General features: G+C 57.0%; 24 protein-coding genes. 17 read left to right on the top strand and 7 right to left on the bottom strand.

Annotation, left to right across the window (positions count from 1 at the left end; all coding sequences use genetic code 11):
• Positions 1-7: 7 nt before the first annotated feature.
• Positions 8-1,027 (top strand): ChaN family lipoprotein, encoded by a 1,020-nt coding sequence (locus ACTZWX_RS09195; RefSeq protein WP_444713676.1) that lies wholly within the window; start codon positions 8-10, stop codon positions 1,025-1,027.
• A gap of 29 nt (positions 1,028-1,056) precedes the next feature.
• Positions 1,057-1,764, top strand: a complete 708-nt coding sequence (locus tag ACTZWX_RS09200) for an SIMPL domain-containing protein (protein ID WP_444713677.1) — start codon at positions 1,057-1,059, stop codon at positions 1,762-1,764.
• Positions 1,765-1,771: 7 nt separating this feature from the next.
• Here the strand turns inward: ACTZWX_RS09200 and ACTZWX_RS09205 are convergent, their stop codons facing one another.
• Entirely contained in the window at positions 1,772-2,839 is a 1,068-nt protein-coding gene (locus ACTZWX_RS09205; protein WP_444713678.1) for a beta-N-acetylglucosaminidase domain-containing protein, read from the bottom strand.
• Between the two features lie 180 nt (positions 2,840-3,019).
• Between ACTZWX_RS09205 and ACTZWX_RS09210 the strand changes: the two genes are divergently transcribed.
• From ACTZWX_RS09210 to ACTZWX_RS09240, 7 genes are all read left to right on the top strand, one after another.
• Positions 3,020-4,090, top strand: coding sequence for an acyltransferase family protein (locus ACTZWX_RS09210; protein WP_444713679.1), 1,071 nt, complete (start codon positions 3,020-3,022; stop codon positions 4,088-4,090).
• Positions 4,091-4,230: 140 nt separating this feature from the next.
• Positions 4,231-4,689 (top strand): ATPase, encoded by a 459-nt coding sequence (locus ACTZWX_RS09215; protein WP_444713680.1) that lies wholly within the window; start codon positions 4,231-4,233, stop codon positions 4,687-4,689.
• A 171-nt stretch (positions 4,690-4,860) separates the two neighbouring features.
• Positions 4,861-5,937 (top strand): TRAP transporter substrate-binding protein, encoded by a 1,077-nt coding sequence (locus tag ACTZWX_RS09220; protein ID WP_444713681.1) that lies wholly within the window; start codon positions 4,861-4,863, stop codon positions 5,935-5,937.
• A gap of 100 nt (positions 5,938-6,037) precedes the next feature.
• On the top strand, positions 6,038-6,583 hold the full coding sequence (locus ACTZWX_RS09225; protein ID WP_342631259.1) for a TRAP transporter small permease subunit: 546 nt from the start codon (positions 6,038-6,040) through the stop codon (positions 6,581-6,583).
• Entirely contained in the window at positions 6,580-7,878 is a 1,299-nt protein-coding gene (locus ACTZWX_RS09230) for a TRAP transporter large permease (protein WP_444713682.1), read from the top strand. The genes ACTZWX_RS09225 and ACTZWX_RS09230 overlap by 4 nt, the downstream gene beginning before the upstream one ends.
• 163 nt (positions 7,879-8,041) lie before the next feature.
• Positions 8,042-9,355, top strand: coding sequence for a class I SAM-dependent methyltransferase (locus ACTZWX_RS09235; RefSeq protein WP_444713683.1), 1,314 nt, complete (start codon positions 8,042-8,044; stop codon positions 9,353-9,355).
• Positions 9,355-10,479, top strand: coding sequence for an NAD(P)/FAD-dependent oxidoreductase (locus ACTZWX_RS09240; protein ID WP_444713684.1), 1,125 nt, complete (start codon positions 9,355-9,357; stop codon positions 10,477-10,479). Before ACTZWX_RS09235 ends, ACTZWX_RS09240 begins: the two co-directional genes overlap by 1 nt.
• Before the next feature lie 58 nt (positions 10,480-10,537).
• On the opposite strand, the gene ACTZWX_RS09245 is transcribed toward ACTZWX_RS09240, so the two are convergent.
• From ACTZWX_RS09245 to ACTZWX_RS09255, 3 genes are all read right to left on the bottom strand, one after another.
• Positions 10,538-11,563 carry a porin gene (locus ACTZWX_RS09245; RefSeq protein WP_444713685.1) on the bottom strand — a complete coding sequence of 342 codons (1,026 nt, stop codon included), beginning with the start codon at positions 11,561-11,563 and terminating at the stop codon, positions 10,538-10,540.
• 204 nt (positions 11,564-11,767) lie between these two features.
• On the bottom strand, positions 11,768-13,432 hold the full coding sequence (locus ACTZWX_RS09250; RefSeq protein WP_444713686.1) for a choice-of-anchor I family protein: 1,665 nt from the start codon (positions 13,430-13,432) through the stop codon (positions 11,768-11,770).
• 168 nt (positions 13,433-13,600) lie between these two features.
• Positions 13,601-14,074: a Dps family protein gene (locus ACTZWX_RS09255; protein WP_444713687.1), complete on the bottom strand. Its 474-nt coding sequence runs from the start codon at positions 14,072-14,074 to the stop codon at positions 13,601-13,603.
• A gap of 223 nt (positions 14,075-14,297) precedes the next feature.
• Between ACTZWX_RS09255 and ACTZWX_RS09260 the strand changes: the two genes are divergently transcribed.
• Complete coding sequence (locus ACTZWX_RS09260) at positions 14,298-14,573, top strand: DUF2061 domain-containing protein (protein ID WP_444713688.1); 276 nt, start codon at positions 14,298-14,300, stop codon at positions 14,571-14,573.
• Positions 14,574-14,595: 22 nt separating this feature from the next.
• On the opposite strand, the gene ACTZWX_RS09265 is transcribed toward ACTZWX_RS09260, so the two are convergent.
• Entirely contained in the window at positions 14,596-16,035 is a 1,440-nt protein-coding gene (locus tag ACTZWX_RS09265; RefSeq protein WP_444713689.1) for a dihydrolipoyl dehydrogenase, read from the bottom strand.
• A 177-nt stretch (positions 16,036-16,212) separates the two neighbouring features.
• Here ACTZWX_RS09265 and ACTZWX_RS09270 point away from each other — a divergent pair, with 177 nt between their 5' ends.
• Complete coding sequence (locus ACTZWX_RS09270) at positions 16,213-16,860, top strand: LysE family transporter (protein ID WP_444713855.1); 648 nt, start codon at positions 16,213-16,215, stop codon at positions 16,858-16,860.
• Here ACTZWX_RS09270 and ACTZWX_RS09275 read toward each other — a convergent pair.
• Complete coding sequence (locus tag ACTZWX_RS09275) at positions 16,805-17,857, bottom strand: 3-deoxy-7-phosphoheptulonate synthase (RefSeq protein WP_444713690.1); 1,053 nt, start codon at positions 17,855-17,857, stop codon at positions 16,805-16,807. The two genes, ACTZWX_RS09270 and ACTZWX_RS09275, sit on opposite strands and share 56 nt — an antisense overlap.
• Positions 17,858-18,220: 363 nt before the next feature.
• On the opposite strand from ACTZWX_RS09275, the gene ACTZWX_RS09280 reads away from it, so the two are divergent.
• Positions 18,221-19,006: a secretin N-terminal domain-containing protein gene (locus ACTZWX_RS09280; RefSeq protein WP_444713691.1), complete on the top strand. Its 786-nt coding sequence runs from the start codon at positions 18,221-18,223 to the stop codon at positions 19,004-19,006.
• Here the strand turns inward: ACTZWX_RS09280 and ACTZWX_RS09285 are convergent, their stop codons facing one another.
• A complete protein-coding gene (locus tag ACTZWX_RS09285; RefSeq protein WP_444713692.1) occupies positions 19,007-19,507 on the bottom strand; it encodes a DnaJ domain-containing protein in 501 nt (166 codons plus the stop codon).
• A 332-nt stretch (positions 19,508-19,839) separates the two neighbouring features.
• On the opposite strand from ACTZWX_RS09285, the gene ACTZWX_RS09290 reads away from it, so the two are divergent.
• The 5 genes from ACTZWX_RS09290 to ACTZWX_RS09310 all read left to right on the top strand — a co-directional run bounded on the left by ACTZWX_RS09290 (position 19,840) and on the right by ACTZWX_RS09310 (position 26,632).
• On the top strand, positions 19,840-20,937 hold the full coding sequence (locus ACTZWX_RS09290; RefSeq protein ID WP_152439207.1) for an efflux RND transporter periplasmic adaptor subunit: 1,098 nt from the start codon (positions 19,840-19,842) through the stop codon (positions 20,935-20,937).
• Entirely contained in the window at positions 20,937-24,020 is a 3,084-nt protein-coding gene (locus ACTZWX_RS09295; RefSeq protein ID WP_444713693.1) for an efflux RND transporter permease subunit, read from the top strand. Before ACTZWX_RS09290 ends, ACTZWX_RS09295 begins: the two co-directional genes overlap by 1 nt.
• Positions 24,021-24,173: 153 nt before the next feature.
• Positions 24,174-24,485, top strand: a complete 312-nt coding sequence (locus ACTZWX_RS09300; protein WP_444713694.1) for a DUF3301 domain-containing protein — start codon at positions 24,174-24,176, stop codon at positions 24,483-24,485.
• Positions 24,486-24,603: 118 nt separating this feature from the next.
• Positions 24,604-25,530, top strand: a complete 927-nt coding sequence (locus ACTZWX_RS09305) for an esterase/lipase family protein (RefSeq protein WP_444713695.1) — start codon at positions 24,604-24,606, stop codon at positions 25,528-25,530.
• 10 nt (positions 25,531-25,540) lie between these two features.
• Complete coding sequence (locus ACTZWX_RS09310) at positions 25,541-26,632, top strand: lipase secretion chaperone (protein ID WP_444713696.1); 1,092 nt, start codon at positions 25,541-25,543, stop codon at positions 26,630-26,632.
• Positions 26,633-26,637 lie beyond the last annotated feature (5 nt).

Below are 26,637 nucleotides of genomic sequence, written 5' to 3' on the forward strand. Positions count from 1 at the left end.
ATCGCCGATGGCCTCACCCAAACGCTTTCGCCACCCTTTGCTGGCCATCTGCCTGGCGCTGATGGCCGGTTGTGCCCAGCTGCCCCAACCGTCCGATACAGAGTCAGCACAACTGAAAACCCTGTATGACAGCGCACTGGTCGACAGCCAATCCGGCCAGCTTTTAAGCCTGGAAGACCTCGCCCGCGCACTGGCCAAAGCCGATGTCGTGGTGATTGGTGAGTATCATGGCCACCAGGCCTCACACCTTCTGCAGGCCCGGTTACAGCAACGGCTTTACCAACAGCGTCCGCGCCAGGTGCTGACCCTGGAGCAGTTCAACCTGGACCATCAACCAGCGCTGGACAGCTATCTGGCCGGGATGACTGGCGAGACCGAAATGATCGAAGACGCCAGTGCCTGGGACAACTACCGGGGCTCTTACCGGCCGCTGGTGGAATTTGCCCGCCGCCACGATCTTCCCGTTTTAGCCGCCAACGCCCCAGCCGATGTCGTTCGTTGCGTGGGCCGCACCGGCCCGGACTACCTCGAGCGCTTGCCCGCCAACCAACGGCAAACGCTGCCTGAGCAGCCCTTCCGGGACACACCCGCTTACCGGGAGAAGTTTGTCGAAGCGATCAGCGGCAGCCACGGCCAGGGCGACCCCTCCATGGCCGAGCGCATGGATAACACCTACAAAGCCCAACTACTGCGCGACAACACCATGGCCATGCGCATCCTGCAGGCCCGCCAACAACACCCGGACCATCAGGTTGTGCACCTGACAGGCACCTTCCACAGCGAGCAGGGCCTGGGCACCGTGGCGTTACTCAAACAGCAGGCCCCTGAGCTTTCCGTGGCGGTGATCAGCCCGGTGTTCTGGCCAGACGACGAATCACAGGCACCGTTGGCCAGCAACCTCGACAAAGGCGATTACCTGTATCTGATCCAAACCCTGCCACCGGAATTCCGGGACACGGATCGGCGGAAGAACGCCATGCGGGAACGCTTTCGCAGTGGACCAGAGGTTCACTGCATCACAGAATAGGCATGTTGATACACACAAGAGACTGAACCATGAAAGTTGTTGTTGCCATTATTCTGGGCATAAGCCTGATTCTCTCTGCGTCGTTATTGAAAGAAGGGCTCACCGGCCTGAAAACCTCGGATCGCTATGTCACCGTCAAAGGCGTTGCCGAGCGGGAGGTGCAGGCGGACCTGGCACTCTGGCCAATCCGCTTTGTGGCGACGGGGAACTCCCTGGAGCAGGCCCAGGAAAAAGCACGCAGCAGCCGCGAAGCCATCTATGCCTTCCTGGAATTACAGGCCATCGACAAAAACGCGGTTGAACTGCAACGGCTGGATGTGACCGACACCCGCGCCAACCCCTATCAGGGTGAGGGCGAACAGAAGTTCATCATTAACCAGACATTGATGGTCCGCAGCACCCAGATTGAGCGCATTCGCCAGGCGGCCCAGAACGTCAGTGAACTGGTGGATTCCGGGGTACTGCTGACTACGGATTATGGGCCCGGCGGCCCTACCTACCTGTTTAGCGGCCTGAACGATATCAAACCGGCGATGATTGCCGAAGCCACTGCCTCCGCGCGGGAAGCCGCCCAACAGTTCGCCAGGGATGCCAACGCCAGCGTTGGCGGTTTGCGCCGGGCCAATCAGGGGGTGTTCCAGATTCTGGCCCGGGATCAGGCACCGGGGATTTCTGAGCAACAGCAGCCGGTGAAAACTGTGCGGGTGGTGTCCACCGTCGACTATTACCTGGAGTAATACCCGGCTACTGGGTTTGCACCATCTCGTCCGTCACCTGATAGTCACCGGCCAGCCAGCGCAGGATCTCGTTGGCGGCCGGGTGATCAAAAGCATCGTATGTGTGGATCAGTGCCCGCCTCTTTTCGTCACTGATCCGCTCCAGCCCGGCATCCTGCAGCACCAGCAGATCGGTTTGAAGCTGATTGGCAAGGTCTACCCCCAGCAACTCCCGGGCGGCATGATGAAACGCCTGGCCATACTGATAGTTCGGCCCCTGCCGGTACGATTCCGCGAGGGTGAGCGCGGGTATCGCCGTCAACGCCGGCTGTAATGCCGGGTTGATGGCGTGGCCGGCCAGATGAGCAGCATTGTTCGCGGGGCGGCCGGTGAAGGCCCGCAGGTGCAGGTGCCGGGACATCCGGTCGCCATCATTCACCGGGTAGTTATCCCACAGCACCGGTTTGCGGCCCAGGCGATCGCCCACCCGCTTCAGGTGACCCGGTGAAATCTCCCGGGAACAGACCTCCTCTCCGGTCCAGAACACCCGCACGTCTTTTGGCAATTCCGCGCCCAGGGTTTCCAGGTAATCCGCCGGGCGCTCACCAAATACCCGGTCGAGCACCGAATCGTCGGAATAGTAGGTGGGGCACATGCTTATGGTGGTGGCCTTGGTGTTATCCCGAATCCAGCAGACAATCTCGGCCTGGGTTCGGGCCAGCTCTGGCACTTCAGAGCGCATGTCATCGAACAGGATGGCCAGCTCCTGAATACCCGCCTTGTCGAGCATCCGGAGCTTGGCCGCCAGCGCTTCCCGGGCGGCATCATCAAACCGGTTGAAAATCTCGAATGGGCTGAGGCCCACCCCGAAACGCACGCCCTCACGACGGCACAACCGGGCAAAGGTCTCCAGCTCTGCCGCCTGGTCTGCAGGATGGGGTTCCTGCCAGCGACGGCGCAGATACGGATCCGCCTTGGGGGCATACAGGTAAAAACTGTACCCATGGGCGGCCAGTGAGGTGACCAGCCGCCCCCGCTCTGCCCAACTCCACATCGGACCATAGAAACCTTCGATAACGCCCAGCTCAACTGTCATGGCCTGCTCGCTCCCTGATTACCGTGTGTCTTCGTCATACCCCCAAGTGTACTCCGGATCGGGCGAATCACCATGAACGAAACGTCAGTGGCCGGCAAGGCAATCGTATACTCCGGCGATAGGCGCCCGACAGCCGGCAGGATAAACTGCTAGCTCGCTCACAACGGAACCCGGCTCACCATGCACGATGCCCGAAATCGCCTGACAGCTCTGGACGCCCTGCGTGGCCTCGCGGCTCTGGCTGTGGTTCTGTTCCATTACCTGCCTTACTACCAAAAGCTCTACGGCCATTCATTCAACAGCCCCGGTTTCCTGGATTTCGGGCGCTATGGCGTGCACCTGTTTTTTATGCTCAGCGGCTTTGTCATTTTCATGACACTGGAACGCACACAATCCTGGCGGCAGTTTGCCCTGGCCCGAGCGTTCCGGCTGTTACCCGCCCTGTGGGCAGGCATTGCGCTCACCTATCTGATGGTCCACTGGCTCGGGCCGGAGGATCGTATGGTTAGCTTCGATGCGGCACTGATGAACCTGACGCTGTTGCACGAATACCTGGGCTACCCCCACGTTGACGGTGCATACTGGAGCCTGGTGATTGAAGCTACCTTCTATGTGTGGATTGCCCTTCTGTTCTATGGCCTGGGCGATTGGCGCAGGATTCGGCCGATACTCTGGGCCTGGGTGCTGGTCAGTTATGCCGGCGTTATCTGGTGGAAGGCCATTCCGGATGCCCTGGATTTTCTGCTGAAAGATTTGCTGTTTGTTCGCTATGCGCCACTTTTTATCAGCGGCATGGTGATCTACCGGGCCTATCATGATCGCCGCTTGCCTGCCATCGATATTGTGCTGCTGGCCGTGAGCATCGGCCATTGCCTGGTCGCCTACAAAGCACCATTCAATATCTTCGCGCTGGCCTGCTACGGCATTTTCGCACTGGCGGTCGCCGGCCACCTGAATGTGCTGTCACGCCCCAGCCTGCTCTGGCTGGGAAGCATTTCCTATACGCTGTACCTGGTTCATCAGAACATTGGCTATGGGCTGATCGACCTGACCTATCAGGCAGGCCTTCCGGGACAACTGGGGGTAGTGCTGGCACTGGCTGTGGCGATTGCCCTGGCCGCTGTCCTGCACTCCGGCATCGAGAAGCCAGCCCTGGCCTATTACCGACAATGGCGCGCCAAACGGCCGACGCCGACAGCACGCACGGTCATTAGGGCGGAGCGCCCTCAAGAACAATCAGGACGGGGCTGATAGCAGGAAATAAAAAGGTTTTGAAGGATCCATCAAGCTCCTGATCCCGATCAAAAGTCCGCCAACATGGAAGGTGGAAAATATCGTCTAAACTTACAGGAAATTGTCGAACCACTTCATTTTGAAGAGAGTTTACTTATATGGAAATCAAAACCTTTTCAGACCTGATCGACTGGACCCGGCAACTGCACGCCCATTTGGGCCGCTGCCTGCACGAATCTGCCGCCCTGAATAAAGATGAGCGAGCCAGTGCCCTGCTTGATTACATAAGTCGTCACGAGCAACTGCTGGCAAAAGCCGTGGAAGAATACGAAAAGCAGGCCGATTCGAAAGCCATGAACACCCGCCTTTACGACTATGGCGTGCACAAACCTATCGAGAATGAACGCACCTGCGACACCCACTACAACGATCTGGATTTTGCCGGCATTGCGCGGGAAATTTTCGATTTCCACGACCAGGTAATGAACCTGTATGACAACCTGATTGGTAAGGCCGAGATTCCCGAGGCCAAAACCCTGCTGGAAGACCTGAAATCCCTCGAGGAACACGAGGCCATGCGCATGGCCAGCCAGATCGGCCGCATGCAGGATGTGTAAACTTCTCTCCTCCCAATGACCTTAGACCTATGTCGTACATAGGTTATTTTTTGCTGCAGAACGACCGCGGTAGTTGCTAACCTGAACTAGACTGTCCGGACGGTGGTTTCCTCAAGGGAACCGGGTCCATCGGAAACGACAAATACAATAAGACAAGAGGATAGAAGAGCAATGAAGATCCGTTCTGTTCTTTCCGCGGCTGTGCTGGCTGTGGCAACTACCTTTGCCGCCACTCAGGCGCTCGCCCAAGACACCTTCACCCTCAAACTTGCAGAAACCTGGGGACCTAATTTTCCGATATTTGGAGAGGCCACCAAAAGCATGGCCCAGATGGCGGAAAAAATGTCCAACGGCCGGCTGAAAATCCGCATCGATTCTGCCAATAAGCACAAGGCCCCGTTTGGTGTATTCGACATGGTTAAAGCCGGTCAATACGACATGGGCCACTCGGCTTCCTATTACTGGAAAGGCAAGGTACCCAACACGCTGTTCTTCACCAGTATGCCCTTCGGCATGACGGCCCTTGAGCAGTACGCCTGGTTCTACTACGACGAGGGCATGGATCTGATGCAAGAGGTGTACGAACCTCACAACATGCTGTCCTTCCCCGGCGGTAACACGGGCAACCAGATGGGCGGCTGGTTTCGCAACGAAATCAAGTCACTGGACGACCTGAAAGGCCTGAAAATGCGCATCCCCGGTTTTGCCGGCGAGGTGTTTGCGGAAGTGGGCGTTAACCCCACCAACATCGCCCCGGGCGAACTCTATACTGCCCTGGAGCGTAACACCATCGACGCCTTGGAGTGGGTAGGTCCAGCACTTGATCTCCGTCTGGGCTTCCACCAGATCGCAGATTACTACTACACCGGCTGGCACGAACCTGCCACCGAACTGCAGTTCTTGATCAACAAACGCGTGTGGGAACGCCTGCCAGCAGACCTGCAGGAAATCCTGCGCGTTGCCATGCGTACTGCAGCCTACGATATGCTGATTCACTCCCAGCATGAAAACGCCAAGGCGTGGGCTAACATCAAGCAAGACTACCCCAACGTGCAGATCAAGAACTTCCCGGACGATGTTTTCCAGGCCATGTATGACGCCAATCAGAAATTGCTCAAGGAAGCCGCCGGCAACAATGAGCAGGCCGCGCGTATCGTAAAGTCTCTTGAGGACTACCAACGGGATTCCCGTGCTTACACTCGCATTTCTGATAACGCCTATCTCAATACCATGGCTGAAATCGAGTAACGTTAAGGCACTGAAGTAACAGAGCCGGGATCGCTCAACGCAGTGATCCCGGTTTTTTCGTTTCACAGATACGCATCCGCTTTGCGGAGGACGACGTTCCATGTACTGGATAATCAAACTCGACAAGAGCCTGGCCTGGCTCTCGAAACTGTGCGGCGTGATCGCCTGCCTGGCCATGATCCTGATGGCCGTGAACGTTTTTTACGATGTCGTTGCCCGTTACGTCTTCAACGATGTGTCCATCGCCATGCAGGAAATGGAATGGCATCTGTATTCCGTGGTTTTTCTGCTGGGTATTCCCTACGCCCTGCGCACGGATGGCCACGTTCGGGTAGACGTGTTCTATACCCGCTGGGGCAACAAGACCAAGGCCTGGGTCAACATTCTGGGTGCCCTGATTTTTGTCATTCCCTTTGCTTATCTCATTGGCCGTTACGGTTACAGCTTCGCTCTCGATTCCTTTCAAATGGGCGAAGGCAGTGGCGACCCGGGCGGCCTGCCTCATCGTTGGGTGATCAAAGCGGTGATACCTCTCAGTGCCGTATTCATGGCCACCGCCGGTCTGAATATGGTGACCTATGCCATCCGGGTACTGTCGGGCGAGAAAGAATACGTCGGCGAGCATAGCGCGGGGGGCCTGGCATGATTGGTATGATTATGTTCGGCGTGGCCCTGATCATGCTGATGTTCGGTTTCCCTGTAGCCTTTACGTTTGGTGGTGTGGCCCTGGTGTTCGGCATCTATGCCGAGGGCATGGACCTGTTTGCCTTCATGCCGTACCGCATCATGAGCGTGATGCAGAATACGGTACTGATGGCGGTGCCCTTGTTCATATTTATGGGGGTAGTACTGCAGCGCACCAAATTGGCTGAGCAACTGCTCACCTCCATGGGTCGTCTGTTTGGCGGCTTACCGGGTGGTTTGGCTATTTCCACCATTCTTGTGGGCGCGCTGCTGGCCGCCTCGACCGGCGTGGTGGGCGCCAGCGTTGTGGCCATGGGCCTGATATCACTTCCGGTCATGCTGGCGCACAAATACGACAAACGGCTGGCAACCGGCACGATTTGCGCTTCTGGCACTCTGGGGCAGATAGTTCCCCCCTCCATCATTCTGATCATTCTGGGTGATGTACTTGGGCTGCCGGTTGGCGACCTGTTCCGGGCCGCCGTGGGACCTGGCGTGCTTCTTATCGGCCTGTACATCGTTTACATACTTATCCTTACCCGGTTAAAGCCGCAGACCGCACCTGCAATGCCCAAGGATGACGACAGCATTAGCCGGGGCAAAGAGATACGCGACGCCCTGCTGGCAATTATCCCCCCGCTTGCATTAATCATCGTGGTGCTTGGATCCATCTTCACCGGCATTGCCACCCCCACTGAGTCTTCCGCCCTGGGCGGTATCGGCGCGGTGGTGCTGGCTCTGATCTACCGGCAGTTCTCCTTCAAAATGGTCTGGGATGCGGCAAAAGACACCGTCAGCGTGACCGCCATGGTCTTTGCCATTCTGATTGGCGCGACGGCCTTCTCGATGGTGTTCAGCTACACCGGTGGCGACTACCTGCTTGAAGAGTGGCTGCTGATGCTGCCAGGCGAGCAGTGGGGCTTCATCATTCTGGCCATGCTGGTCATCCTGATTCTCGGCTTCTTCATCGACTTCGTGGAGATTTCCTTCATCATCGTGCCCATTCTGGCACCGGTGGCAGAGGCTCTGGGCATCAACATGCTGTGGTTTGCCATTCTGGTGGCCATGAACCTGCAAACCAGTTTCCTGACCCCACCCTTCGGGTTTTCGCTGTTCTATCTCAAGGGGGTAGCACCGCCGAATGTCCGAACCATCGACATCTATAAGGGCATCGTGCCCTTCATAATGATCCAGATTCTGGTGTTGGCACTGATCGTGATCTTCCCGGAGTGGTTCGGCATGAGCTCCACTTACTGACCCCTGTGCAGGGTCTGGCCAGCAGCCCGACCCTGCCCCTTCCTGCCTTTTTGCTTCAAACCTGACAAAGTCTGATCATTTCCTATACTGAATCAGAAACGCGACTCTCAGCATTGCATTCGGGAAGACGCCGAGTAACGCACTTTGAAGGGAGAAAGGTTTCATGGCACAGGGTACAGCCCCCAAAACGGACTATTCCGACAAACACTACAAAGCCCATGTTCTGAGCCTGCCGCTGGAGAATGGCCAGGTTGACCGGGAACCCCACAACTACGAGCGCTGGCTGATTGCCAAACTGATGCGCATGGCGGGGTCACCGCCGATCCGGTTCCTCCTTTGGAACGGCGATGTTATTGAACCAGAGCAGGGCCCGGCCCGGTTTACCTTGCACCTGAAGGACCACAAAGCGCTTTATTCCCTGGTCGCCAACCCCAACCTGGCGTTTGGTGATCTTTACAGTGCTGGCCGCCTGGAGATCGATGGCGACCTGCCAGACCTGATGGAAAGCCTGTACCGATCGGTCCACGCGGCCCGCCAGAAATGGCCCCGATGGCTGGATGCGCTCTGGCGCAACCACAACCCCCGCTCAACCGGCATTTCCGAGGCAAAGGAGAACATTCACCACCACTATGACCTGGGCAACGAGTTCTACCAGCTGTGGCTGGATCAGGCAGAAATGCAATACACCTGCGCCTACTATGAAAGCACAGACAAAACCCTGGAGCAGGCGCAACTGGCCAAGCTGGAGCATGTGTGCCGGAAACTGCGCCTGAAACCCGGCATGACGGTGGTGGAAGCTGGCTGTGGCTGGGGCGGCCTGGCCCGTTATATGGCCCGCAACTACGGCGTGAAAGTTCACTCCTTCAACATATCCCGTGAACAACTGGCATACGCCCAGGCCGAGTCTGAACGCCAAGGGCTCGATGATCTTATTACCTATGTCGAGGACGACTACCGCAACATCACCGGCCAGTATGACGCATTCGTCTCGGTTGGCATGCTGGAGCATGTTGGCAAGGAAAACTACCAAGCCTTGTCGGAGCTGATCAAGCGCAGCCTGAAACCCAACGGCATAGCCCTGCTCCACAGCATTGGGCGCAACCGGCCCATGCTAATGAATGCGTGGATAGAGAAGCGGATCTTTCCCGGCGCCTACCCTCCCAGTATCGGCGAGTTTATGGAAATCTGTGAGCGCGGCGACTTCTCGGTGCTGGATGTGGAGAACCTGCGGCTGCACTATGCCCAGACCCTGAGCCACTGGACGGAGCGCTTCGAAGCCAATGCCGAGCGCGTTACCGAGATGTACGACGAACACTTCACCCGCGCCTGGCGGCTTTATCTGGCGGGCTCCATTGCGGCATTCCGGGCCGGTTCTCTGCAGCTGTTCCAGGTGGTGTTTACCCATGGCGATAACAACCAGCTGCCCCAGAGCCGGCAGGACTTGTATGCGTTTCCGGCAACACCGGAGGGCAACTGATGGATCACTACGATGTGATCATTGTTGGTGCCGGTCCGGCCGGTTCCACCCTGGCACATAGCTTGGAGGATGCCGGGAAGAATGTACTGGTCATCGACAAAGCCAGCTTCCCCCGGGACAAAACCTGCGCGGGCTGGGTAACACCTACCGTTATGGAGAGCCTGGACATCAACCCGGCGAATTACGCCAATGGCCGAACTCTTCAACCCATTCGTCGTTTCCGCATCGGCATGATGGGGCAACCTGCCGTGGAGAATGACCACCACGGCATTGTCAGCTATGGCATACGCCGCTGCGAATTCGACGCTTTCCTGCTCGACCGCGTAAACTCTCCGAAGCAACTGGCCACACCGGTCAAATCCATCGTCCGGAACAACGGCAACTGGGTGATCAACGAGCAGTGGCAGGCGCCGCTTCTGATCGGCGCCGGGGGCCACTTCTGCCCGGTTGCCAGACTACTGGGCACTGGCCCCGGTAAACACGAGACGGTGGTGGCCGCCAAGGAAGTGGAGTTTGAGATGACACCGGAACAGGCCGATGCCTGTGAATCCCGGGGGGATACCCCGGAACTCTGGTTCTGCCGGGATCTCAAGGGTTATGCCTGGGTGTTCCGTAAAGGTAACTTCCTGAACATTGGCCTGGGGCGTGAAGACAATCTCCGGCTGACGGACCATCTCGAAGCCTTTGTGGACGACATGAAGCAGGAAGGACGAATTCCGGCCGACCTGCCTGGCCGGTTCAAGGGCCACGCCTACCTGCTCTATGCCCATGCCGACCGGCCACTGGTAGACGACGGCGTGCTGCTGATCGGCGACGCAGCAGGGCTGGCCTATACCCAGAGCGGTGAGGGTATCCGGCCGGCCATTGAATCTGCCCTGATTGCCGCCGACGTCATTCTTAACGCCTCAGACTTTTCTGCGGTCTCGCTCCAGCACTACGGTGAGCGCATTGCCGAACGCTTTGGCAACCGTGCGGGCAAGCAGGAACCCGGATGGGAATTACCGGAATGGCTAAAACAGCCGGTCGCCAGCACCTTGATGCGTTCACACTGGTTCACCCGCAAGGTAGTGACCGAAAAATGGTTCCTGCATCAGGATATACCCACCCTGAAACTGGCGGTCTGAAACGCAAAAAGCCGGGCCTTTTTGGGGCCCGGCGAAATGACGCTACATGAAAAGGGTATTACATGGAGAATTTGTGCTCGAAGCCGATACCGAAAGTGGTGTCGTCAGTCGCAAGACCTGTGTTCTTGTCCGCTTCAACCTTGGCGAAATAACCGAACATCTTGCTGCTCTTGCCAACTTTGTAATCTGCGCCGACGGCCATCAGAGTCAGGTCATCATCAGAAGCATCCATATCGGTCATGCCGTACTGGGCTTTCAGCTTCCAGCGATCCAGTTTAACCGCCGCGCTCAGAATGTAAGTGGTGTCCTCGAAATCACCGCCATCAAACGCAGAATCTGAGTTTTCAGACTGCTGGAACAGCGCACCCAACTCGAAGTTCTCAATATTCAGCTTGGCTGCAACGTGAAGGGCATCTACCAAGGTATCACTATCGCCCAAGTCAAAGAGATTCGTTTCAACTTCAGAATCGTAACCCATTGATGCGTAAAGCATGCCGTTGTCGAAGACTACAGAGGTTGAAAAGCCATCAGCAACGCCATCACGGCGATCTGCGAAGTCCTCGTCACCCTCACCCGGAATCATCGCCAGGTTCAGGGTAATAACTTCAGCCAGTTTCGGAGTGGTGTACTGAATGATGTTGCTGGGACGCTCAGAGCCACCCACGATTTCGTTGATGTCACCACGCAGGTCACCGAACTGGTCTACTTTACCCTGAGAAACCTTGAAAGGGGTATCAAACTTACCAGCCTTCAGAGTGCCCAGTTGGCTGTGTTTGAAGCCACCGAAGATATTACGCTGAGAAAATGGGCTGCTGTTACTTCCACCGCGATTACCATCATCCACGTCGACCTGGAATTCAGCTTGATAGATAGCAACGACATTCTCAATATCGAGGTCCAGTTCGCCTTTAACACCAATACGAGAGGCGTTGCTTTCCAGCTCCCACTGATCCTCAGCGCCGTTATCCTGATTCTCATAAGAAACGTTCACTTTACCGTATACGATCGGGCCCTTATCAGCCATCGCCACAGACGGCGCGACAACCATGGAACCGATAGCCAGTGCCAGCAATTGCTTTTTCATTACGTTCTTCTCCATCAGTGATCATTGTTGATCGGTGTTGAAATTCGTGATGTCACTATGGCGATGGTTTATGAACGATTTGTTAACCATATATGTCAGTTATGTGAAACCTGAACATTAGCAAAGGGTTGCGAGTAAAATGCACAAACCCCGTCCATGGGACAGGGTTTGTCAGGTCAGAATTTACCGAAGAAATAGAACCAATCAGTTCGCCGACAGCTCGATGACATCGATACCGAACAGAGTGGTTGTTCCACTGACTTCGTTCCCTACAACCAGAACGGGTTTTCCGTTCGGGCTGTTCTCGGCGGAGATAAATGTCAGTCCCTCCGCACCCAGATCACCCACCAGGCCATTCTCGATCTGGTCGTTGGCTACGCTGAAGTCCCGATTGTTGATGTACTGAACAAACTGGGGATTTTGGGGGTTGGTCACGTTGTACACCATGATACCGCCAACCCGCTCAAGACCAATGAAAGCGAAGGTTTGACCATTGATCACACCAACGGTGACACCCTCAGGCTCTGGCCCTTTGTCATCGGAGCGTGCTTCGAAATTATTGGCGCTGTTGTTACTGTTGAAGAACTCCGGAGCCACCCGCGCTGTAATCCGCTCAAACTCACTGCCGCTATCGAACACCAATCGACCCTCTTCCGACCAGATGGAGAAAGAGCGGGCGCCATACGCATACAGTGTGTCGTATTCACACTCGGCCTCCACATCTGTGGCAAGGTCAGAGGGATCACAACCATTACTGACACCCAGGGTGGAGGTCACTCTTAAACGACCAAGATTCTCGTCATCTTGCAAGCCCACCCAGTCTGCCAAATCACCGGAAAGGGTCAGGTCCTTGACCCTGAACTCTTCACTCCAACCCGCGTAATCACGCGCATCACCTTCATTAGCGGTGATATAGTAGGTCTTGCCATTGAACGCATAGCTGGCAATGGCGTCTGGTTGGTAGATCCCGAATACCGGCCAGTTACGGATACTGATCCGACCGTCACGGTCGCTGGCATCCAGCTCATTACCCAGGATGCTGAAATCTTTGAACCCGAAAGGCAGAATTTCCGTGATCTCCCCGGCTTCAATATCCAGTACCGCGGCGGCGTTGTTTTCCTGAAGCGCAACCCACGCGGTTTTACCGTCAGCGGAGAGCGCAATGTATTCCGGTTCGAAATCCTGAGCGGCACTGGCTCCCGGCCCGAAAATTCTCACACCACGCTCACGCAGAGCTTCTTCCTGGCCGTTAAACGCCGTGAAATCTGCAGTGGTGACCGTTGGATTCGCTGCCCCCTGAGAAAGGTCTATGATGCTGACGGATCCCTCAGGATCGATCAGATAGTCATCGCTGGGCTCCCCTTCGTTGGCAACGAGTACCTTCTGACCATCACGAGTAAACACCAGCATATCGGGCAGCGCTCCAACCGTGACTTCCGACAACTGCTCCAGAGTGACCGCATCGTAGAAAACCACCCGGCCGTTATCCGTGCGTAGTGGCGCGGCAATCGCTACGGCCACCAGGCCGTCTTTGACATCAACGCTGTTGGCTTCACCACCGTCAGAGGAGGTATCGATTGTGCTCAACAGGAGGGGATTAGCCGGGTCATTCACGTCAAGTACATCGATGTCGGCCGATGCGGCATTCACCACAAACAACCGCTGCGTGCCGGGATCGTGGGCTACGATCTCTGCTGCACTTTCGCCAAAGATGCCGCTGGCATAGGAACCGAGGACATTCAGCTCGATCAAGGTCTGGCTGGTGCCTGCCTGCCCGTCTAACCCATCACGGCCATCATCACCATCACAACCGGCAAGTCCAATCACGGACGCCAGCACTGCTGTACTGAGAAGAGTTCTGGAAAACATCATACAAACCTCATTTACTTTGCGAATGTGTCATTTCACGACACACCCTATAAAGGCTGCATGACAAGAAAGCGTCAGATTGAAGACAGTTCAGAGTAAGATTTGTTACACCGACACAAAAATGGCGGCCAACTGGCCGCCATTCGCTTTAAAGCGTGAACACAGGCTTTACTGCCCCAGGTAACTCCGGTACATCCACACAGTTTTTTCCTGCTGAGAGATATAGTCACTCATCAGGGCAACGGTGCCTTCATCTTCGGCTTCGCCAGCCAGATTCAGCAGATCACGCTGTTTGGCGATCAGCTTGGCAAAGCTCTCCACGATATTGCCCATGGCTTCTTTACCGTCAGACACGTCTTTGCGCTCCGGCACATCGGACTTCTCGATGTAGGTGCTGTATGCATGTGCCGGACGGTGGCCAAGAGTCAGTACCCGCTCGGCAATTTCATCAATTTTCAGCAGAAGGTCATCGTACAACTCTTCAAACTTGGCGTGCAGTTCAAAGAAGTTGGAGCCTTTGATGTTCCAGTGGTAGCCGCGAACATTCATGTAAAAAATCTGGTAATTGGACAGAAGCTCGTTGAGCGAGTCCGCCAGCTTCTGGGTTTTTTCGGTGTCCAGACCAATAAAATTCTTACCCATGTTGAACCTCCTGATTCGCGTTTGGGTTTTGATATTACTTACTCTATCCACTCATTGGGTATAGCTGAAGTTTAGTTCTTCAATACCTGCGATAGCGCCAGATTATATCATAAAGCCGAAGGCCATAGCCCTTCACTATCGACGACAATCACACGATCTATTTGGAAACAATTCTCGTTTAGTCTTTAATGAATCCATAGACGTTACATTTATGGAGTTGATCATGAGCGCGCTGAAACTGTTTGTTCACAACCACAGTGCCACAGTTGACCAGTCACTGGTGAAAACCATCACCTTTGCGATCACTCACTTTGTGGTGGCGTTCTCCGTGGCCTACCTGCTGACCGGGGATATCATGATTGGCAGCCTGATTGCCATGGTAGAACCAACCATCAACACCGTTGCTTACTTCTTCCATGAGAAGATATGGGCACGGCACCAGCGGAATGCAACCGCTAACGCTTTGAGCGTACGACAAAATACCGCCCAAAGCTGCTGATTCAGATCAACTGTGGGCCGGATCAGACCCCCGGCCCGCAGTCCATACAACCCTCTGCAGGCTCCGGGCCCAACTTCAGTTTCCGGTTCAGGTCTTTCAGGGCGGTACGCAAGCCTTCCTCAATCACCGGGTGGTAATAAGGCATTTCCAGCATTTGACTGACCGTCATCCGCTGCTGCGCCGACCAGGCAAGTAGGTGGGCGATATGCTCCGCCGCCGGGCCAAACATCTCTGCGCCCATGAACAAACCACTGCCGTGTTCACCATACACCCTGAGCAACCCCCGGTTCTTACCGATTACCTTGCTGCGGCCCTGATTCTCGAAGCTCACCTCACCCACGGCGAAGCATCCCTGGCACTTCTCATCCACCTGGTGCACGGTCAGCCCGACGGAGGCAATCTGCGGGTCACTGAACACCACGGCAATCGGGGTTTTGCGTAGGCCGGTCCGTACCTCCGGATACGCTGCGGCATTGTCGCCGGCGATCCGGCCTTCATCGGCTGCCTCATGCAGCAGAGGCCGATGGTTGTTCACATCGCCGGCGATGAAAACATGGCTTTCGCCACAGCGCAGTGTGTAGGGATCAAACTCCGGCATGCCCCGGTCATTCAGTTCAATGCCGGCATTCTGGATATTTAGGTTATCCACATTGGGACGGCGGCCGGTGGCCGCCAGCAGATAGTCAAAGGTTTCCTGATGCTCCTCGCCGTTCTCGAGCCAGGTAACGCGAACACCGCCCTCAGTGCGTTCGACCCTGCGGGTCTCCGCCTTCAGGCTCAGTGCCAGTTCTTCCCCGAAGACGCCCTTCGCATAGTCACGGATTTTCTCGTCCCGCAGGCCGCCAATACCACCGCTGACCCCAAACAGCCGAACCCGCACGCCCAGCCGGCTCAGTGCCTGGCCCAGTTCCAGGCCGATGACACCGGGGCCGAATACCGCTACAGATTCCGGCAGATCCTGCCAGTCAAACACATCGTCGTTAACGATTAACCGGTCCTTGGCTTCTTTCAGGATGCCCGGCACGTTAGGTCGGGAGCCGGTGGCAATGATAATGCGATCGGCATGCACTTCAGTGTGTTCGCCAACCACTAGCCGGTGGCTGTCGACAAACCGTGCATGGCCCATCAATCGGTGTTCCTCCGGCAGTTTTTCCATGGACCGAACCACCGGTGCCACAAAGTTGTCCCGCTCTGCCCGCACCCGCTCCATGACCAGCCGGCCATCAATCCGTACATCACCCGCCAGCACACCGAAGTCATCGGCGGTTTTCAGGTCGTGGGCTCTTTCGGCAGCGGCAATCAACAGTTTGCTGGGCATGCAGCCCACCCGCGCGCAGGTGGTGCCGTACTGTTCTCCCTCGATCAAAACCACTTTGTCGGTGGCTTTACGAGCCCGCTGGTACGCCACCATACCGGCAGTCCCGGCACCGATAATGGCCACATCCACCTCACGTTTGTTCATTTTGCCTCCCGGTAAGCTAGAATTCGGCAATCAGACTGAAAGTATAGAAACCCTATCATTGCCTGACAGGTGAAACCGGCAAAAAATCCTCAGCAGTGTGCAGGCTTACCTTCAGTACGTTCGTCTGGCAATGACAATACCCGGAGATCTCAGGTGCAGAATTACTGGCTGGAATTTATGACCGTGGCGCTGGTTCATTTACTTGCGGTGGCAAGCCCGGGCCCGGATTTCGCTATTGTGCTGCGCCAGGCGCTTACCCAGTCCCGACGCAATGCCTTGCTGAGCGCAGCCGGCATTGGCATTGGTATCTTGCTGCACGTGGGTTATTCATTGCTGGGCATTGGCTTCATTATTCAGCAGTCGGTGATGTTGTTCACCGTACTGAAGGTGGTGGGTGCCCTGTACCTTTTGTGGATTGCCTGGCACTGCCTGCGAGCAAAACCTGGCGGCATACATGTGGATGACAAGGGTAGCAACGGCCAGACGGGTTGGGCGGCGTTCCGGCTCGGGTTCCTGACCAATGTACTCAACCCCAAGGCCACCCTGTTTTTCGTATCGCTGTTCTCGGTGATCATTAACCCGGGCACGCCCGTGCTTCTGCAAGCGGGCTATGGCCTTTACATGGCTTTGGCCACAGGGATCTGGTTTGCCCTGGTCGCGATATTCTTTACCCACCCCCGTGTCCGCCGGGGCTTTAACCGGTTCGGACACTGGCTCGACCGGGCCATGGGGGGCATCCTGGTATTGCTGGCCGGGCAGCTGTTGCTGTCTACAGTGAGCGGATCAGAGCCTCCGTCTGCTCCCAGCCCAGGCACGGATCGGTAATCGAGCAGCCGTAGATCAGCTCTTCGCCGTCGTCCTGCCGGCCGAATTCCAGGAAGCTCTCCAGCATCAGCCCCTTGATGTGCCGGTTGCCGCTGCGCTTCTGGGCCATCACCTCCCGGGCGATATCCAGTTGCCGCTCGGCCTGCTTGCAGGCGTTGTCGTGGCTGCAGTCCACCATCACTGCCGTCGACAAGCCGGCTTTCTCCAGTTCCGCCACCGCCTTGGCGATGCTCAACTCATCGTAATTGGTCACGCCCCGGCCACCGCGCAGCACCAGGTGGGTGTCCGGGTTACCGGAGGTAGAGATCATCACCGGCGCGCCGTTATGGGAAATACCCATATGATGGTGCGGGTGCGAGGCAGACTTCATGGCATGGCTGGCCACGGTAATGCCGCCATCGGTACCATTTTTGAAGCCGGTGGGCATGGGCAGGCCGCTGACCATTTCCCGGTGGATCTGGGATTCGGTGGTGCGGGCACCGATGGCAGTCCAGCTCACCAGGTCACCCAGGTAATCCATCATGAATGGGCTCAGGGCTTCCGTCGCCAGCGGTAAACCCAGCTCGGACAATGCCAGCAGTAGCTTTCGGGAGCGTTCAAGACCCTGCTTCAGATTGCCCTGGCCGGTGCGATCAGGATCGTACAGAAGGCCTTTCCAGCCAACCGTGGTGCGTGGTTTTTCCAGGTAGGCGCGCATCACTATCAGGAAGCGATCACTCACCTCGTCCGCCAGGGTTTTCAGACGGGTGGCGTAATCCAGGGCGGCCTGTTCATCGTGAATCGAACACGGGCCCATCACAATCAGGGTTCGGTCGTCCTGACCGTGCAGCACGGCGCGGATCTGCTCACGGTAACTGGCAATGGCCCGAACCAGGTGCTCACCGGCAGGAAACTGCTGGCGCAACTCGCCCGCCGTTGGCAGTGTGGCTTCCTGTCGGTGCTGGCAAGCACTTGCGATTTGCTCGCCCAGCGTTTCGGATTTCAGCGGCATGTTCATGTCTGTGTTCCCGTTTCCCTGTGTCAGAATCAAAAAAGCCCCGGCTGGGCTACCAGTCGGGGCTTTTTGGAGTCCGGTGGCAGCCTGGGTTGCTTGCCGGGCTGCCTTCCTCGTTAAATTCGGTCGATGAAGATCTTACGGGCGGCCCGGGCTCTGGCTAAAATAAAAGCCATAACCAAACCACCAAAAATACACAGCAGAACCTGCGGCCTTCAGTTTCTCACCGAAAGCTTTCAAAACATTCAATTGACAGGCTGCGTGTGTGGTCTTCATGCTTTTCACTATAACCCCGCGGTTTTCAGATTGGCAACCCGCAATCCGGAATATTTTTGGCGGGTATGTGTAACGGCTCCGGAGGCCCCGATGACTGAACGCATGACCCACTCCATCACAACCAGCCTGTTGGCACTGGTGTTCGCCCTGTTTTCAACCCTTGCCCTCGCCCAGGAGTCTCGCGTTTACCAGCTCAACAACCGCACCTCTGCTGACGTTGCCAACCAGATTAAAGAACTCTATCAGCAGGCTCCCGTCTCAGTCTCCGCCCGGGGACAGCAACTGGTGGTTCGTGGGGAGCCCGGATTACTGGATGAGATCGGCACGCTGATTGAATCCATCGACGTACCGCCCGTGCAGATGCGCATCAGCGTTCGCTACCGGCAGGACATCGGCGGCAAGCAGTCCGGTGGCGGCGTGACGATTTCCGACAACCGGGCCGGCGCCAATGTCGAACGCCGCACCATAAGCACCAATTCCAGCACTGAACGGCAACTGGTGGTCCAGGATGGCCAGTCCGCCCACATCACCTCCGGCAATGTGCGCACCCTACCGTTTGCGGTCCAGGGCGGACGCAACCCGGCGGCGATACTCGAACAGGTAGAAACCCGCAGCGGCTTTATCGTGACACCCCAGGCCATATCCGACCAGACGGTAGAGCTGAATATCGTCTCGTTTGAGGAAAATCCGGCCAGTATCCAGGGCTATGAAACCGAAGCCCTGATGACCATTCGACGGGTTGAACCCGGTCAGTGGGTGTCCCTGGGTGGCACCAGCACATCCCAGAGCCACCGGCAGGATGGCATTACCTACCGGGTAACCGGTAACCGTTCTGAAAATCAGTCGGTGGATGTGAAAGTCGACATTCTGCCCTGATCAAGCTGCCCGTTTGCCGAGCAGCAGGTCCCGGGCCTCATTGAGCTTGGCCGCCAGGTAATCGTTACCACCCCGGTCCGGGTGTACCTTAAGCATCAGCCGCCGGTGGGCCGCGGTCACTTCCTCCCGGCTGCAGCCGGGCTTCACACCGAGGATGTCACAAGCTTCCTGTTCGGTCATCGGGCCCTGAGTTGCCACATTGGCTCGGGCACCTGACGCTCCACCCGGAGCTGGCCCTTCGTTATCACCCATCGCTCGGCGAACCAGGGGGGCAAACTTCAACAGCGCCGGCAGCTTGCGCAGCAACGGAATGATCGCGGCAACCGCTGCCGTCAACACATGGATCCGCCCGGTCAGCACCATAAACAACAACAGGGCGCCGCCTACCACCAGCACCGCTTTCCATATGGCGGCTTTCTGGCCTTCCGGTGACAGGGCACCCCATTTTTTCAAGATGACAAACACGGCGGCCGCCAGGGCCAGGCCGAGAATTAGCTGCATTCGATCCTCTCACCCGTTCACATCGTGACAGGAGCATAACAGATACACTCCCGTGCCATTATGTATGCGAAACTGCGATTTTACATCCGTAAAGCACAAGATCCGGCAAGACGACGTCATCGTAGTTTCATAGCAGTAGATATACTGAGATTTAGAGGCAAACTGGTGACAAACCGAAGTGCTTTTTGTAGCATCCTATTGGTTGTCGTTAAGCTGACGCATTCTCATTAAGCGTCCGCCTGTCGCCGCCCCCTGATGCGCAAGGAAAGCTGTCAGCCTTCCCATCCCGGCGACGTTATCCGTCTAAAGAACCCTAGCCCAGGAACAGACCTATGCGTACCGCATCCCGTTTTGTCATCGTCATCATTTTTCTGGGTGTCGTCCTCGGCGGCATCTTCGGTTACAAGTTCTATGAATTCGGCCAGATGCAGGAGATGTTCTCCCAGCCTCAGCCCCCAGCCATCATTTCCGTGACCGACGCCACCACGGAAAACTGGCAGCCGAGTATCAAGGCCGTGGGCAGTGTAAACGCCATTAACGGTATCGAGGTGGCCAACGAGGTGCCGGGGGTCATTGAGTCCATCAACTTTGAATCCGGCGATACCGTGCAGAAAGGTGACGTACTGATTCGCCTGGATGCCGCCATCGACGAAGCGGCGCTGCGCACTCGCCGGGCAGAGGCCCAACTGGCGGAGCAGGAATTCAAGCGGGTGTCTGACCTGTTGCCCAAACGCGCGGTATCACAATCACAGTACGATGAGGCCAAGGCCAACTACGATGCCGCACGAGCCCGGGTAAACGAAGCCGAGGCTCAACTGAGCAAAAAAGTGATCCGGGCACCGTTTGACGGCACCCTGGGCATCCGGATGGTCGACCAGGGGCAGTACCTCCCGACGGGTACACCTATTGTCGAGATCAATATGCTGAACCCTATCTACGTGGATTACACGCTGTCCGAGAAGTACCTGCCGGAGGTTGACCGTGGTTACCCGGTAACGGTCACGGTGGCCGCTGTGCCGGATGAGGCATTCAGTGGTGAAGTCAGTGCCATCAACACATCGGTCAACCCGGAGACTCGTACGGTTCGTATCCGCGCCACCCTCAACAACGAAGATGGCAAATTGCGCCCGGGAATGTTCGCAACGATTCAAACAGGCCAGCCCAGGGACAACGAAGTGGTCACGGTCCCCAGAACCGCCATCTCCTATAACACTTACGGCAACTTTGTGTTCGCCGTGAAGGAGAATAATGATGGCGAACTGGTCGTTGAGCGCCGTACCGTCACCACGGGCGAGGTCCGGAACGAACGGGCTGCGGTTCTCTCAGGCCTTGAATCCGGCGAGACCGTGGTCTCGAAAGGTTTGCTGCGGCTGCGAGCAGGCCAGCGGGTAGAAATCCAGGACGAGTCCGGGCAGGAGGCGTCTGAGTAATGAAATTCACCGACATTTTTGTCCACCGGCCGGTGCTGGCCACCGTGGTCAGCCTGCTGATTCTGCTGATCGGTGCCCGGGCAGCCATGGAAATGGAAGTCCGCCAATACCCGAAACTGGAAAGCACCACGGTAACGGTCACCACCGCTTACCCCGGGGCCAGTTCTGACCTGATCAAGGGATTTATCACCACGCCCCTGCAGCAGGCCATTGCCGAGGCCAGCGGCATCGACTATCTGACCTCTACCAGCTCCCAGGGCGTGTCAACGATTCAGGCCAAGATGGTTCTGAATTACGATGCCAACGACGCCCTCGCTGAAATTCAGGCCAAGGTTGCCAGCCAGCGCAACGTGCTGCCCGGCGATGCAGAAGACCCGGTGATCACCTCCACCACCGGTGACGACACGGCCCTGATGTATATTGCTTTCTACAGTACCGAGCTGGAAGTCCCCCAGATTACCGATTACCTGACCCGGGTGGTTCAGCCCAAGCTGCAGGCGCTGTCTGGCGTTGGCAAGGCCCAGCTGTTGGGGCGTGCTTTCGCTCTGCGGGTGTGGCTGGACCCGGAGCGGCTGGCCGCGGTGGATCTTACCCCGGTCGAAGTGGCAGACAAGCTGCGAGCCAACAACTATCAGGCCGCTGTCGGCACTACCCGGGGCCAGTACACCGAGATTGCCCTGACCAGTGATACCGACATTGCCGATCCAGAAGCCTTCCGTAACCTGGTGGTCAAGCAGCAAAACGGTACCCTGATTCGGTTACGGGACATTGCCGAGGTGGAGCTTGGCTCTCAAACCTACAATCAGCTGGCGCTTTATAAGGGCGAGCCCGCTACCTATGTCGCCATCGAACTGGCGCCGGGGGCCAACCCGCTGACCGTCGCCGGCCTGGTGAAAGACGAGTTACCGGACATCGAAAGCCAGCTACCCAGCGGCCTGAATGTGCGCCTGGCCTACGATGCCTCCGACTTCATTGAAGATTCCATCAACGAAGTCATCCGTACCCTGATGGAAGCTATGCTGATTGTTCTGGTGGTGGTGTTCCTCTGCCTCGGCTCGATTCGCGCTGCTATCGTGCCATCTGTGGCGGTGCCTCTGTCGCTGATTGGCGGCGCGTTTATCATGCTGATCTTCGGTTTCTCACTGAACTTGCTGACCCTGCTATCCCTGGTTCTGGCGATCGGGCTGGTGGTGGACGATGCCATTATCATGGTGGAGAACGTGCACCGGCACATTGAGCAGGGCGAATCACGGTTTGACGCTGCGCTCAATGGCGCCCGTGAAATGGCCACACCGATCATCGCCATGACCACTACGCTGGTGGCGGTGTATGCGCCAATCGGGTTTATGGGCGGCCTGGTGGGCTCGCTGTTTACTGAATTTGCCTTCACCCTGGCGGGTACGGTTGTGATCTCCGGCATCGTTGCCCTGACACTCTCACCCATGCTCTCCGGCAAGGTGCTGAAACCCCATGGCAATCCCGGGCGCTTCGAGGTGCTGGTTGAAAAAACCTTTAATGGCCTCGCCAATGCCTACAAAGCTGCGCTTACCTCGTTGATGCAGACCAAGTCGGTGGTGGTGTTCTTCGCCGTCGTGGTATTGGGTTCTATCTATTTTATGGTGATGATGAGCCAGAATGAGCTGGCACCCACCGAGGACCAGGGCATCCTGTTTTACCAGGGGCTGGGGCCGCAAACCTCGACGCTGGAGTATCTGTTTGATCATGGCCAGGAGGTTCAGGAGCGGATGTCCGGCGTGCCCGGCTACAACGAGGATTTCATGATTCTTGGTATCACCAGCCCGAACGCCGTGTTTGGTGGTTTCAAGCTGGCTCCGTGGAGTGAGCGGGAGATCAGCCAGTTCGAGGTACAGCCCATGCTGGATTCCGAACTCAAAAAAGTGACCGGATTGCAGACGGCGGTGTTCCCGTTACCGGCCCTGCCTGGTTCGGGTGGCGGCCTGCCGTTCCAGTTTGTAGTGACCACCGGTGGCACCTACGAACAGTTGAATGAAGTCGCCGACGAACTTCTTGGCAAAGCCATGCAGAGCGGCAACTTCATGTTCCTGCAGAAATCCATCAACTTCGACAAGCCCGTTACCCGCATCAACGTAGACCGGGACCGGGTGGCAGACCTGGGCCTGTCCATGCGTGATGTCGGCCAGTCGCTCGCCAGTATGCTCAGCGGCGGATACATCAACCGCTTCAATATGGAAGGCCGCTCCTATCAGGTGATTCCGCAGGTGGGTAATGACTTCCGTGCCAGCCGTGAAGCACTGGACGACTATTACATCCGCGCCGGCAATGGCCAACTGGTGCCACTATCCAGTGTGGTCAGCTTCAGTGAAGAGGTGGAACCTTCCAACCGGACCCAGTTCAACCAGTTGAACTCGCTGACTCTCGAGGGCGTGATCATGCCCGGCGTGGCAGCTGGCTCCGCCATGGACTTTATGGAGCAGGCCGCAGCCGAGGTATTCCCGCAAGGCTTCAGCTTTGACTATACCGGCGAGTCGAGGCAGCTGGCCACCCAGGGCAGCGCTCTGATGGTGACCTTCTTCCTGTCGTTGCTGGTTATCTACCTGGTACTGGCGGCACAGTTCGAAAGCTGGCGCGATCCGTTCATCATCCTGGTGTCGGTGCCCATGTCTGTTGCCGGCGCCATGGCGTTTATCGTGCTCGGCTTTGCCTCCATGAACATCTACACCCAGGTGGGGTTGATTACCCTGATTGGTGTGGTGTCGAAAAACGGCATCCTGATCGTGGAGTTCGCCAACCTGCTGCAGAAAGAGAAAGGCCTGAACAAGGTGGATGCGGTGATTGAAGCTGCGGCCATTCGCCTGCGCCCGATCATCATGACCTCCCTGGCACTGATCTTTGCCATGGTGCCGCTGCTGATTGCGGTGGGCCCGGGGGCCGAGAGCCGGTTTGCGATTGGCCTGACCATCAGTGCCGGACTGGGTATCGGCACGTTGTTTACCGTATTCGTACTGCCGGCCTTCTACATTCTGCTGGCACGAGATCATCATGGCTCTGCGGCCGATGAGGGCGACAACAATGCAGAGGCGGCCACCCTCGGCAGCCACTGATCACATAAAGCTGCGCCCGCGGCGGGCTATCGCCGTGGGCCGCAGACGATATCCGAAAACAGCAATTCCCCACACCGGCACAATAGGATAGTCTGGCGATCCAGCGGTTAGAACAACCGGCCAATCAACCCAAACATCGGGATTGTCAGCACTTTGACCCTCGGAAACCTCTTCTGGCTGTTTGTCGCCGGCTTTGCCATCTGGTACTGGTGGAAAGCCAAAGACATCAAAGACTTCGTGTTACAGGCGGCACACCGCTACTGCAAGACCATGGATGTGTTGTTACTGGATGACGCCGTCTACCTGCGTGGGCTCTGGTTCAAGCGCGACCGCAACGGCAAGCTCCGGGTATGGCGCAGGTTCCTGTTTGATTTCACCACCACCGGCGAAGAACGTTACACCGGGCGCATCATCATGCTCGGTCGCCACATAGAGCACATGGAGCTGGAACCCCACCGCTTCTGACCGCCCAGGAGGCCCTGGAAAACCACCTCACCCAAATGGGCGATTACCCCTGCACCAACGGCCGGGCAATACTTCCTGTTGCATTACGACAACCAAACAAAAACAACAGGAGTCTTTTATGCAAATTGCCATGCCTCTCCGGCTGATGGCCGCTGTCCTCATGCTGGTTTTCTCAATGGTGAGCCACGCCAGTTACACTCAGACCCGCCACCCGATCGTGCTGGTTCATGGGGTGACCGGCTTCAACACCATCGGTGGTCTGGTCAACTACTTCCATACCATCCCGTGGAACCTGGAGCGCAGTGGTGCAAAGGTTTACACCGCCAGCGTTTCGTTTGTGAACAGCAGTGAGCAGCGCGGTCAGCAGCTCGCGAACTATGTGAACAGCCTGGAGCATTCCAAAGTCAACCTGATGGCACATAGCCAGGGTGCGCCCACCTCCCGGGTAACCGCCTCCCTGATCCCCCACCGCATTGCCTCGGTCACCTCCATCAACGGCGTGAACAAAGGCTCAAAAGTCGCGGATGTTATCCGGGGCGTCCTTCCTCCCGGCAGTTACGTTGAAGGCGGCGTTGATGCCATCGCCAATGCCCTCGGTGGCCTGATCAACGCTTTGTCCGGTTCCAACAACCCTCAGGATGGCGTCGCCGCCCTCGAAACCCTGACCACGCCCGGCACCACCAACCTGAACAATGCCCTGGGCTGGAAAGGCGTCAATCGCAATGCCTGTGCCGGCACCGATGAAGACGTCTGGATCAACGGCAACCGGGTGAAGTTCTTCTCCTGGACCGGGCGCGGCATCTGGACCAACGTATTCGACATCACCGACCCGTTCCTTGGGGTAACCTCCCTGGCCTTCGGCAGCGAGCCAAGCGATGGCCTGGTGGGTGTTTGCTCCACCATGATGGGCAATGTCATCGGTACCCATTACGACATGAACCATGTCGATGCCATCAACCATCTGCTGGGCGCGCGTTCACTCTGGACCAACCCGGTCAGCCTGTACCGCAGCCACGCCAATCGTTTGAAGAACCGCGGATTGTGAGAAAACTATGATGAGAAAACCCATCGCATTGCGTCGATGGGTGCTTCCCGGAGCACTGCTGGCCGTTGTCGCCGGCAGTGGTCTCTGGTGGGCACTGACGCCGCAAGCAGAGACAGTCATTGCCAACACCACAACCCAGCCGGCCGACGAAGAATCCGCCCGCCCTTCTGGCTCAACACGCCATGAAGCGGCAGCCATCGGCGCCCCCAACACACCGGTTGCTGAAACCCGAACCCCGGCGTCCCTGGGCCCGAATCCATTTGCGCCCTCATTAGAGGGCACCGAGATAGATGGCGCTCTGCGGGCAGACGACAACGGTCAGCTGATCGTGAATCTGGAAGTCAGGGATTTCTTCGATTATTTCCTGAGCACCGTTGGCGAGGTGTCACCGGAAACCGCCATTGGCCAGATCCAGCAACTGGCTCGCCAACACCTGCCCGAGCGCGCGGCACAACAAGCCCTGGCGTTACTGGATCAGTACCTGGATTACAAACAGGCGTCCCTGGCGGTCATGCAAACCGAACTGGACCCGGCCCATCAGCATGAGCCTGCTTATCAACTGTCCGCCCTCGGCAATGCTCTGGCCCAGCTGAAAGGCCTGCGGCAGCACACCTTTACACCCGAGGCTCATCAAGCCTTCTTTGGCATGGAAGAAGCCTACAACGAATACACCCTGGCCACGCTCGCCATTCAGCAGCGTAGCGATTTGACTGATCAGGGCAAACAGGCCCTGGTGGAATGGCACCGAAACCAGCTGCCAGACACCTTGAAGACCACGGAACAGCAACTGGAGTCCAGCGCACAACAGCATCAGGAGCGGGTTCTGGCCGTAGAGTCCGCCACCTCCCCGGAAGCAGCAGGACAACGACTCACTGAGCTGGGGCTTGATCGCCAGAGCGTTGAGGGCGTAGTCAGCTATCTGCAACAACAGGAGGCATTCCAAAACCGGTTCGAGAGCTTCCGTAAAGACCTGCAAAGCAGCGTTACCAATGGTTTGGCCGATGAAGAACAACAGCAACATCAGGAGCAGCTACTGCAACAACACTTCCGGACTGAGCAGGAACAGACGTGGGCAAGACTGAAGCTGCTGGATCAAAGCTGATCAGA

It is taken from the genome of Marinobacter sp. NSM (assembly GCF_052380025.1).
In the GTDB taxonomy this organism is placed as follows: Bacteria; Pseudomonadota; Gammaproteobacteria; order Pseudomonadales; family Oleiphilaceae; genus Marinobacter.